Origin of the sequence: Bradyrhizobium hipponense (assembly GCF_008123965.1) — a bacterium.
Taxonomy (GTDB): domain Bacteria; phylum Pseudomonadota; class Alphaproteobacteria; order Rhizobiales; family Xanthobacteraceae; genus Bradyrhizobium; species Bradyrhizobium hipponense.
In genome coordinates, this window is the sequence record NZ_VSTH01000016.1 from 1 (window position 1) to 10,421 (window position 10,421).

The 10,421-nt window shown below is 64.8% G+C and carries 12 protein-coding genes and 1 pseudogene; 2 read left to right on the forward strand and 11 right to left on the reverse strand.

Going from position 1 to position 10,421, the window contains the following annotated elements:
- The 3 genes and pseudogenes from FXV83_RS05165 to argH form a co-directional block, all read right to left on the reverse strand.
- Positions 1–236: pseudogene (locus FXV83_RS05165) on the reverse strand (diaminopimelate decarboxylase); the annotation flags it as partial.
- Between the two features lie 23 nt (positions 237–259).
- The gene (gene lptM, locus FXV83_RS05170) at positions 260–550 is read right to left on the reverse strand and encodes an LPS translocon maturation chaperone LptM (RefSeq protein WP_148738130.1); all 291 of its coding nucleotides are present in this window, start codon (positions 548–550) and stop codon (positions 260–262) included.
- Positions 551–642: 92 nt separating this feature from the next.
- The gene (argH, locus tag FXV83_RS05175) at positions 643–2,040 is read right to left on the reverse strand and encodes an argininosuccinate lyase (protein ID WP_148738131.1); all 1,398 of its coding nucleotides are present in this window, start codon (positions 2,038–2,040) and stop codon (positions 643–645) included.
- A gap of 140 nt (positions 2,041–2,180) precedes the next feature.
- Here argH and tlpA point away from each other — a divergent pair, with 140 nt between their 5' ends.
- The gene (gene tlpA / locus FXV83_RS05180) at positions 2,181–2,870 is read left to right on the forward strand and encodes a thiol:disulfide interchange protein TlpA (RefSeq protein ID WP_148738141.1); all 690 of its coding nucleotides are present in this window, start codon (positions 2,181–2,183) and stop codon (positions 2,868–2,870) included.
- Positions 2,871–2,882: 12 nt separating this feature from the next.
- Here the strand turns inward: tlpA and FXV83_RS05185 are convergent, their stop codons facing one another.
- From FXV83_RS05185 to FXV83_RS05210, 6 genes are all read right to left on the reverse strand, one after another.
- Positions 2,883–3,077, reverse strand: a complete 195-nt coding sequence (locus tag FXV83_RS05185) for a putative motility protein (protein WP_148738132.1) — start codon at positions 3,075–3,077, stop codon at positions 2,883–2,885.
- A gap of 212 nt (positions 3,078–3,289) precedes the next feature.
- On the reverse strand, positions 3,290–4,171 hold the full coding sequence (locus FXV83_RS05190) for a 3-hydroxybutyryl-CoA dehydrogenase (RefSeq protein WP_148738133.1): 882 nt from the start codon (positions 4,169–4,171) through the stop codon (positions 3,290–3,292).
- Positions 4,172–4,364: 193 nt separating this feature from the next.
- Positions 4,365–5,309: an electron transfer flavoprotein subunit alpha/FixB family protein gene (locus FXV83_RS05195; RefSeq protein ID WP_148738134.1), complete on the reverse strand. Its 945-nt coding sequence runs from the start codon at positions 5,307–5,309 to the stop codon at positions 4,365–4,367.
- Positions 5,309–6,058: an electron transfer flavoprotein subunit beta/FixA family protein gene (locus FXV83_RS05200; protein WP_148738135.1), complete on the reverse strand. Its 750-nt coding sequence runs from the start codon at positions 6,056–6,058 to the stop codon at positions 5,309–5,311. The genes FXV83_RS05195 and FXV83_RS05200 overlap by 1 nt, the downstream gene beginning before the upstream one ends.
- Before the next feature lie 126 nt (positions 6,059–6,184).
- Positions 6,185–6,757, reverse strand: a complete 573-nt coding sequence (locus FXV83_RS05205) for a cob(I)yrinic acid a,c-diamide adenosyltransferase (RefSeq protein WP_148738136.1) — start codon at positions 6,755–6,757, stop codon at positions 6,185–6,187.
- Positions 6,758–6,759: 2 nt separating this feature from the next.
- A complete protein-coding gene (locus tag FXV83_RS05210; RefSeq protein ID WP_148738137.1) occupies positions 6,760–6,954 on the reverse strand; it encodes a twin transmembrane helix small protein in 195 nt (64 codons plus the stop codon).
- Positions 6,955–7,295: 341 nt separating this feature from the next.
- Here FXV83_RS05210 and FXV83_RS05215 point away from each other — a divergent pair, with 341 nt between their 5' ends.
- Positions 7,296–8,189 carry a YihY/virulence factor BrkB family protein gene (locus FXV83_RS05215; RefSeq protein ID WP_148738138.1) on the forward strand — a complete coding sequence of 298 codons (894 nt, stop codon included), beginning with the start codon at positions 7,296–7,298 and terminating at the stop codon, positions 8,187–8,189.
- Here FXV83_RS05215 and FXV83_RS05220 read toward each other — a convergent pair.
- Both FXV83_RS05220 and gluQRS read right to left on the reverse strand, forming a co-directional pair.
- Positions 8,116–9,399, reverse strand: a complete 1,284-nt coding sequence (locus tag FXV83_RS05220) for an ATP-binding protein (protein ID WP_148738139.1) — start codon at positions 9,397–9,399, stop codon at positions 8,116–8,118. The two genes, FXV83_RS05215 and FXV83_RS05220, sit on opposite strands and share 74 nt — an antisense overlap.
- Positions 9,400–9,503: 104 nt before the next feature.
- On the reverse strand, positions 9,504–10,376 hold the full coding sequence (gene gluQRS / locus FXV83_RS05225) for a tRNA glutamyl-Q(34) synthetase GluQRS (protein WP_148738140.1): 873 nt from the start codon (positions 10,374–10,376) through the stop codon (positions 9,504–9,506).
- Positions 10,377–10,421: the final 45 nt, after the last annotated feature.

Here is a 10,421-nt window from a genome sequence, read left to right on the forward strand (position 1 = left end):
TCGGCGCCGGCGCCGAGCTTGGCCAGCGTGCGCAGCACCGACTGGTTGGAGTTCGCCTTCATGGCGTAGCAGACCAGCACCTTCTCGCCAGCGAAGGCGTCGGTGAAGACGCGGTAATGGCGCTCCAGCGTCGCGGTCGAATAGCAATAGAACGGCGTGCCGACGGCCGTGGCGAGCTCGGACAGGTTCACCGCCTCGGCGTGCAGCACGCCGTTGCGGTAGTCGAAATGGTTCATGGCGTTGGCTCAGCTACCCCAGCCTACCGGCTGGGTCTTTCGTCCAGGAGCGGGTCGAGGATAAAGGATTTCTTTTTGCCCTTGGCCGCCGCCGGCGGGGCGTCCGCGCCATAGGTGGGATTGAACACACTCGGCGTCCTCTGGGCTTCGATCTCGGTGTCGGTCGGCCCGGCCACATTGGCCGTGGACGCGCTGGAGGCGGTCGGCGGCAGATCGAGCGGGCCCTTGCGGCCGCAGCCGGCAAGCGCAAGCGCACTCAGGCTAAGGACAATGATGGCCCACCCAGAACCGGCCGGGCGAAACTTTGACGTCACGACGAAATCCCCATTACACGGCCGCACCATACAGAGGTTGGCGCACTCTGGCGAGAGCCGGATCACCATGAAACATAAGCGAAATTTTGCCCTCAGCCCAATTTTCGCTCTTTTTCCAGCCGCTTCAGCCAGGCCTTGGCCTGCGCCGCCACATTCTTCGGCGCGGTGCCGCCGAAGCTGGTGCGGCTCTTCACCGACGATTCGACCGAGAGCACGCCGAGCACGTCCTTCGTGATCTTCGGCTCGATCGCCTGCATCTGCTTGAGCGGCAGCTCGTGCAGCGCCACGCCGCCCTCGGCGGCCTTGGCGACGATGCGGCCGGTGACGTGATGGGCCTCGCGGAAGGGTATCTTCAGCGTCCGCACCAGCCAGTCGGCAAGATCAGTCGCGGTGGCGTAGCCCTCGCCGGCGGCAAGCTTCATCTTGGCCTCGTCGGGCACGAGATCGCGGACCATGCCGGTCATGGCGCGGATCGCGAGCGACAGCGCGGCAAAGCCCTCCATGGCGCCCTGCTTGTCCTCCTGCATGTCCTTTTGATAGGCGAGCGGCAGGCCCTTCATCACGATCAGGAGACCATTGAGCGCACCGATGACGCGGCCGGTCTTGGCGCGCACCAGCTCGGCGGCATCCGGGTTGCGCTTCTGCGGCATGATCGAGGAACCGGTGGTGAACTTGTCGCTGAGGCGGATCATGCCGACCAGCGGCGAGGTCCAGATCACGATCTCCTCGGCAAAGCGCGACATGTGCACCGCGCAGATCGAGGCCGCCGACAGCGTCTCAAGCACGAAGTCGCGGTCGGAGACCGCATCGAGCGAGTTCGCCATCGGCCGGTCAAAGCCAAGCGCCTTGGCGGTGGCGTGGCGGTCGATCGGGAACGAGGTGCCGGCGAGCGCGGCAGCGCCGAGCGGGGATTCGTTCAGCCGCTTGCGCGCATCCTGGAAACGGCCGCGGTCGCGGCCGGCCATTTCGACATAGGCAAGCAGATGGTGGCCGAAGGTGACGGGCTGCGCGGTCTGCAGATGCGTGAAGCCGGGCATGACCGTTGCAGCATGCTCGAGCGCGCGTTCCACCAGCGCTCGCTGGAACGCAGCGAGCGCGGCGTCGGTCTCGTCGATGATGTCACGGACGTAGAGACGGAAATCGGTTGCAACCTGATCGTTGCGCGAACGCGCAGTGTGCAGGCGGCCGGCGGCCGGGCCGATCAGCTCGGACAGGCGGCTCTCGACATTCATATGAATGTCCTCGAGCGCGCGCTTGAATTCGAAGCTGCCCTTGCCGATTTCTGACAAAATCGTGTCTAGACCCTTGCCGATATTTTTCGCATCAGAGGCCGTGATGATGCCTTGCGCGGCAAGCATCGCGGCGTGGGCCTTGGACGCTGCAATGTCCTGGGCAAAGAGGTGCCGATCGACGTCGATGGAGACGTTGATTTCCTCCATGATCTCATCGGGACGTTCCGAGAACCGGCCGCCCCACATCTTGTTGCTCATGATCCCCTGCTCACGCCTTGCCTGTCGCCGGCTGCGGCCCTTGCTGTCACCAGCTGCGGCCGTGCCGCACGTTTGCTGGCCGCCGCCAGCCGTATTAAGAGGCCTCTGATAGCCATATCTGCGACCGGATGACAAACGATATGCTCGACCCCAACGATATGCCCGGCCAACGGAAAGCACGGTCGGCCACGCGCCGGATCCCGGTCGTGATCGCCACCGTGGTGGTCGGGGGGCTCGCCTCCTTCGCCGCGCTGTACGGGCTGGGCCTGAGCCGGGCGCCTTCTGGCGATCCCCTCTGCCGGGCGGCGGTGACGACAGCCACGAGGATCGCCCCGCTCGCCCATGGCGAGGTCGCGGCGCTGACCATGGCGACCGCGCCCCTGAAGCTGCCGGACCTCGCCTTCGAGGATGCCGACGGCAAGCCGAAGAAGCTGTCCGACTTCCGCGGCAAGACGCTTTTGGTCAACCTCTGGGCCACATGGTGCGTGCCGTGTCGCAAGGAAATGCCGGCGCTGGACGAGCTCCAGGGCAAGCTGGCGGGTCCGAATTTCGAGGTGGTGGCGATCAATATCGACACCCGCGACCCGGAGAAGCCCAAAAACTTCCTGAAAGAGGCCAATCTAACCCGGCTCGGTTATTTCAACGATCAGAAGGCCAAGGTTTTTCAGGATCTTAAGGCGATAGGCCGGGCCCTGGGCATGCCGACCTCGGTGCTTGTTGACCCGCAGGGCTGCGAGATCGCGACGATCGCGGGACCGGCGGAATGGGCAAGCGAGGACGCGCTCAAGCTGATCCGTGCGGCGGTGAGCCCGGCGGCTGCGTCTTACTAAGCCGAGATATTGTTAAGCGGCGATATTGAGATTGCCGCCGACGCCGGGGCCGACATTGGCAAGCGAAGGCTGGCCGGCGCCGAGCAGCGTCAGGACGGTGGATTTCTCCGCGTCCGCGTTCTGCTTCATCAGCGTCGCCGAGATATTCGACTGCAGCGCGCCTTGCTGAGCGGCCAGCATGGTGCTGACCATCGCCATCATGTCCATTACGCGAAACCTTCTTACCGGTTGTAACCTAGGCACGTGAGGTTAACGAGAGGTAGAGATTTTGGACGGTTTCGTGTTGCGACACAGCCCGACACGAAGGACCGTAGGGTGGGCAAAGCGAAGCGTGCCCACCAATCATCATCGCGATTGCGGAGGCATGGTGGGCATGGCACTGCGCGCCTTTGCCCACCCTACGGCACTGCCAATGCAGCTTACCGCGTCGGAACCGGCTTGGCGCCGCGATAGTCGTAGAAGCCGCGCTGGGTCTTGCGGCCGAGCCAGCCGGCCTCGACGTATTTCACCAGCAGCGGGCACGGGCGATATTTCGAATCCGCCAGCCCCTCATGCAGCACCTGCATGATGGAAAGACAGGTATCGAGGCCGATGAAATCGGCGAGCTCCAGCGGGCCCATCGGGTGGTGCGCGCCGAGTTTCATCGCTGCGTCGATGGCCTCGACGTTGCCGACGCCTTCGTACAGCGTGTAGATCGCCTCGTTGATCATCGGCAGCAGGATGCGGTTGACGATGAAGGCCGGGAAATCCTCGGACACCGCGACCTGCTTGCCGAGCTTGGCCACGAACTCCTTGGAGGCCTCGAAGGTGTGGTCGTCGGTGGCGATGCCGCGGATCAGCTCCACCAGCTCCATCAACGGCACCGGATTCATGAAATGAATGCCGATGAAACGCTCTGGCCGGTCGGTGGCGGCGGCGAGCCGTGTGATCGAGATCGAGGAGGTATCGGAGGCCACGATCGCCTCCGGCTTCAACACCGCGCAGAGCTCGTGAAAAATCTTGCGCTTGACCTCTTCCTTTTCGACCGCAGTCTCGATCACGATATCGCAGTCGGCAAGGTCGTCCAGCTTTTCGGCGAGCGCGATGCGCGCAACGGCCTTGGTCTTGGCCTCCTCAGTGACGGCCTTCTTGGAGACCTGACGCGCCAGATTGCCGTTGATGGTGGCCATGCCCGACTTGAGGCGATCGGCCGAGATGTCATTGAGCACCACGTCGAAGCCGGCCAGCGCCGCGACATGCGCGATGCCAGTGCCCATCTGCCCCGCGCCGATCACGCCGACCTTCTTGATTATTGCAGCCATATTGCCATCCACCGGAACGGCGCGCACATCGCGCCCTGCCTATCCCCTTGAGCCGGGGGGCCGATTTTACCAGAAGCCTGATTTAATCAGAACCTTGGCTCGAAACCTAGATTGGATCGCTCCCCCGGCGTGCCCCACGCCAAAGAAAACGCCGGCCGGAGTGTACACCTCCGGCCAGTGTTTTACCCCGTTTTTACTTGCCGAGCTTGCCGAGCGCCTCGGTGAGCTCAGGAACCGCCTGATAGAGGTCGGCGACGAGGCCGTAATCGGCGACCTGGAAGATCGGCGCGTCCTCGTCCTTGTTGATCGCGACGATCACCTTGGAGTCCTTCATGCCGGCCAGATGCTGGATCGCGCCGGAAATGCCGACGGCGACATAGAGCTCGGGGGCCACCACCTTGCCGGTCTGGCCGACCTGCCAGTCGTTCGGCGCATAGCCGGCGTCGACCGCCGCGCGCGAGGCACCGACACCGGCGCCGAGCTTGTCGGCCAGCGGCTCGATGTATTTGGCAAAATTCTCGCGGCTCTGCATGGCGCGACCACCGGAGACGATGATCTTGGCCGAAGTCAACTCGGGACGGTCGCTCTTGGCGACTTCCTCGCCGACGAAGGTCGACAGGCCCGGATCGGCCACTGCAGCGACGCTCTCGACCGGCGCGCTGCCGCCTTCACCCGCGGCGGCAAAGGTCGAGGTACGGACCGTGATGACCTTCTTGGCGTCCTTCGACTTCACCGTCTGGATGGCGTTACCGGCATAGATCGGACGCTCATAAGTGTCGGGGGCGATCACCTTGGTGATCTCCGAGACCTGCATGACGTCGAGCAGCGCTGCGACGCGCGGCATCACGTTCTTGAAGCGCGAGGTCGCGGGAGCGACGATGGCGTCGTAGCCGGGGGCCAGCGAGACGATCAGCGCGGCCAGCGGCTCGGCGAGATCGTGCGCGTAAAGCGCGCCGTCGGCGAGCAGCACCTTCTTGACGCCTGCGAGCTTGGCGGCGGCATCCGCCGGGGCCTTGGCGTTTTCGCCGGCGACCAGCACCTCGACATCCGCGCCGAGCGCGGCGGCCGCGGTCAGGGCCTTGTTGGTCGCATCCTTCAGCGACGCACCGTCGTGTTCGGCAATCAGAAGCGTCGTCATCAGAGCACCCCGGCTTCGTTCTTGAGTTTCGACACCAGCTCGGCGACGTCCTTGACCTTGACGCCGGCCGAGCGGCCCGCCGGTTCGGTGGTCTTGAGAACCTCGAGGCGCGCGGTGAGATCGACGCCGTAATCGGCGGCGGTCTTGTCCGCGATCGGCTTCTTCTTGGCCTTCATGATGTTGGGCAACGACGCATAGCGCGGCTCGTTGAGACGCAGATCGGTGGTGACGATCGCCGGCCCCTTCAGCTTGACGGTCTGGAGGCCGCCGTCGACTTCGCGAGTGACCTTGAAATCGGAGCCTTCGACCTCGAGCTTGGAGGCGAATGTCGCCTGCGACCATCCGAGCAGCGCGGCCAGCATCTGGCCGGTTTGATTGCTGTCGTCGTCGATGGCCTGCTTGCCGAGAATGATCAGGCCCGGCTGTTCTTCGTCGGCGACCTTCTTCAGGATCTTGGCGACCGCGAGCGGTTCGACGATGCCCTCGGCCTTCACCAGGATGCCGCGGTCGGCGCCCATGGCAAGACCGGTGCGGATCGTCTCCGACGCCTGCGCCGGTCCGATGGATACCACGACGACCTCGGTGGCCTTGCCGGCTTCCTTCAGGCGCAGCGCTTCCTCGACCGCGATTTCGTCGAACGGGTTCATCGACATTTTGACGTTGGCGAGTTCAACGCCCGATCCATCGCCCTTGACGCGGACCTTGACGTTGTAATCGACCACCCGCTTTACCGGCACCAAGACCTTCATCGATCCTCTTTCACTCAATTTGGGAGGGGGATTATCAACTGGCGCGGAACCTAAAGGCCTGATCCGGCGCGGTCAACGCGCGAAGCGGCCTAATTTTAGTTCTCAGAAACGCGCCCGCCCAATGGGTCAGCGGTTCTGGCCCGGAACCCAGAGCACGTCGCCGGCACCATTGTGGTTGGCGGCCCGACTTGCCACGAACAGGAAATCCGATAGACGATTCATATATTGGATGCCAGCCGCGCCGACCGGTTCGCCGGGCCGGGCCGCCAGTTCCACGATCACGCGTTCCGCCCTGCGGCATATCGTACGCGCGACATGTAGGTGGGCGGCGGCTGGCGTGCCGCCCGGCAGCACAAAGGAGGTGAGCGGCGCGAGCTCGCCATTGAGCGCGTCGATGTCGCGCTCGAGCCGCTCGACCTGGCTCGCCACCACCCGCAACCGTTCAGCTTTACCCTCACGCTCGGGCACGGCGAGATCGGCGCCGAGATCGAACAGATCGTTCTGGATCCGGCCGAGCATCGCATCGAGTTCGGGCGCGTCATGGGTATGGAGACGCACCACGCCAATCGCGGCATTGGTCTCGTCGACCGTGCCGTAGGCCTCGATGCGCAAATCGTACTTCGGACGCCGCTCGCCCGAGCCGAGCGCCGTCGTGCCGTCGTCACCGGTTTTCGTATAGATGCGGTTGAGCACGACCATGTTTAACGTCCCATCGCCCAGACTGCGAGCATGGCGATGACGATCGCCACGAACTGAAGCAGCACGCGCCAACGCATCAGCTTCTGCGAGGTGTTGGGCGAGCCGCCGCGCATCATGTTGATGAGGCCGAGCAGCAGCACCAACGCCACGGCGCCGGCCGCCGCCGGCAGGATAAAACTACTCAGGACAGATGCCATTGGGGGTAGATAACACCGTGCGCGCCGGTCCGCCATGGTGTTCACGATCTGGCTTTTAAGCCAATAATATCACAAGCTGGCTGGATGATTTTGGATTTGATGCAGTCGCCCTTCACCTCGCCCCGCTTGCGGGGAGAGGTCGAATTCGATCGCAGATCGAATTCGGGTGAGGGGGACTCTCCGCGAGTCCAACTCTCACCGTCCTCGCGAAGGCTCCCCCTCACCCGCCGCGCTCAGGCGCGCAAGCGCGCTGCCGAGCGCGTCGGCCTCTCCCCGCAAGCGGGCCGAGGCAAACGACGCCGCGAGCGTAAGCGAGAGACGACAGCCAATACGGGTGGCGCGTGAAAGCAATCCGCTACATCTATGTCGTGGCGATGGACGCGTTCTACACGTTCCTGGCCGACGACGGCTGGGCGATCGCAAGCCATATCGCGCTGTCGACGCTGATGGCGCTGTTCCCGTTTTTGATCGTGCTGACCTCGCTCGCGGGCTTCTTCGGTTCCAAGGAGCTCGCCGACCAGGCCGCCAGCCTGATGCTCCAGGTCTGGCCCAAGCAGGTCGCCGATTCGATCTCGGGCGAAATCCACGACGTGCTGACCACGACCCGCACCGGCGTATTCACCATCGGCGCGGTGCTCTCGGTCTATTTCGCCTCCAACGGCGTCGAGGCGCTGCGCGTCGCGCTCAATCGCGCCTACGCGGTGGTGGAGATGCGGCCGTGGTACTGGCTGCGGCTGGAATCGATCGGCTACACGCTCGTTGCGGCCTTCACCGCGCTTGCCATGGCGTTCCTGATCGTGCTCGGACCACTCATCATCGAGGCGGCTCGACGCCACATTCCGCTGTTCGTCGAGTCCAACGAAAGCATCCTCACCTGGCTGCGCTACGGCATCACCGTCGGCGCGCTGGTGGTGGCGTTGATCATCCTGCATGCCTGGCTGCCGGCGGGAAGGCGCGGCTTCCTCCAGATCCTGCCCGGCATCGTCTTCACCATGGTGGCGTCGCTGATCTCCGGCATCGTGTTCGGGCAATACCTTGCGCGCTTCGCCAACAATTACGTGACGATGTATGCGGGGCTCGCCTCGGTGATCATCGCACTGGTGTTTTTGTATTTCATCGCCGCGATCTTCGTCTATGGCGGCGAACTCAATGCCGCGATCATCAAGTCGCGGCTTCCGCACGGCGTTTCGCTTCAAGCAGCGCAGTCGCTAGAGCCCGCGGAGACACAGGCTTGATCAGGAAGGCATCGGCGCCGGCTTCGCGCGAGGCCGCCTCGTCTTCGCCGCGGCCGGAGACCCCGATGATGGGGATTTGAGCGAGCGGCGCCGGCATGGTGCGGATTCGTCTTATCGCCTCGACGCCGTCGATGCCGGGCAACACCATGTCCATCAGCACCGCATCGAAGGTGCCCTGCGCAAGCCGGTTCACGGCATCCTCGCCGCGCCCGATGAACTCTGCATGATGGCCGAGCTCGGTCAAAATGGTGTTGAGCACGACGCGGCCGAACGGATTGTCCTCGACGCTGAGCACGCGTAGCCCCGACACCGCCTCCGCCTCGTCGTCGGCCGACTTGCGGGACCTCGCCGGTCCCGCCGCGTCGAGCGACACCGTCAGCGTGAAGGTGGCGCCGCCGCCGCGCCGCGGCGCGACGGTGATGTCGCCGCCCATCGCGCGCGCGAGTTGCTTCACCGAGGATAACCCCAAGCCGGCGCCGCCGAAGCGCGAAGCAATGGTGACATTAGCCTGGGTGAACGGGCGGAACAGCCGCTTGATCTCCGCCATGGTCAGGCCGATGCCGCTGTCGGACACCGCGAAGGCGACGCCGACCCTGCGCTTATCCTTCGCCTTGTCCTTTGCCTTGTCCTTTGCCTTGCCCCTGCTCTTGGCCAGACGGCAGGGTACGACCGCAAGCGCCACGCCCCCCTGGTCGGTGAATTTTACAGCATTATCGATCAGGTTCTCCAGCGCAGCACGCAAGCGGACGGGATCACCCACCACCAGACCGGGAAGCTTTTCGGAGATCTCGACCTGGGCCTGGAGGCCCTTGGCCGCGGCGCGCCCGGCAAGCGAATCGCCGGCGCTGCGGGCGAGTGTCTGCAGGTCGAACAGGTCCTGCCGCAGCGTGCTGCCGCCGTTCTCGGTCCGGGCGGCGTCCACAAACAAAGTGGCAAGGCTCGCCAGATGCTCGGCCCCGGCCTTGATGGTGTCGGCCCAGCGTCGCTCCCGCTCCCCGAGGTCCGAGGTTGCGAGCAGGTCGCTGATCGCCAGAATGCCGGTCAGGGGGGTACGGACCTCGTGGGCAAAGGCGGCGAGCGCCGCCTGGACCACGTCCGGTTCAACCACCCTTGTGCTGCGCTTGCGCACCTTGACGGCCGCCCCGGATCGCTTCCGAGGCGATCGCCTGGACGTCCGCGTGGTGCGCGCTGCGCGCGTTTTCGCCGCCATAATTCCCCTTCGAAGTACCCGCTTCGAACCCCGCGCTCATCGGCGAGCATGGCACGGAGCGATGCCGTGAGTCACGGCGACCTTTTGCTAACCCCCCGAGAAACTTAATCTAATCCCACCAACCGGCGGATGCTGGCGGGCGTAGCTCCGGCGGCACGCAGGTCGCGCAGGCCGGTCGAACGGCTCGATTTCGCGAGCTTCCGGCCTGCCTCGTCGCGAATCAGCTTGTGGTGGCGATAGGTGGGTGCAGGCCGGCCGAGCAGCTCCTGGAGCAGCCGATGGACAGAGGTGGCATGAAACAGATCCTGGCCCCTGACCACCTCGCTCACGCCCTGAAGCGCGTCGTCGACGACCACGGACAGATGGTAGCTCGTGGGCGTCTCCTTCCGGGCCAGGATCACGTCGCCCCAGGCCTCCGGGTGCGCCGGGACAGTGCCGCGCTCCTCGTTGGGGCCCTCTCCCAGCTCGTTCCAGGTCAGGCCACCTACACGGCCGCACGCGGCCGCCATGTCGAGCCGCAGCGCATAGGGTGTGCCGGATGCGATCAGGCGCGTCCGCTCGCCGGCAGACAACGATTTCGCATTGCCGGGATAAAGCGGCGCGCCGTCGGGATCGCGCGGCCAGGGCCCACCCGCCTCGCGCACGGCCACCAGCCTTGCGATCTCGGCGCGACTTTCGAAGGCGGGATAGACGAGGCCCAGCGCCGAGAGCTTGTCCAGCGCGGCGCGATAGTCGGCGAGATGCTCGGACTGCCGCCGCACCGGATTCTCCCAGGCGATGCCGAGCCAGGCGAGGTCCTCGTAGATCGCAGTTTCGAACTCGGGCCGGCAGCGTGTCGCATCGATGTCCTCGATGCGCAGCAAGAACCTTCCGCCGGACTCGCGGGCGCGGTCGAGATTGAGCAGCGCGGAATAAGCGTGGCCGAGATGCAGAGCACCGTTCGGACTGGGGGCAAATCGGAAAACGGGTGGCATCATACGACAGATCTCGTCATGGCCGGGCGCAGCCGTCCGAAGGACGGC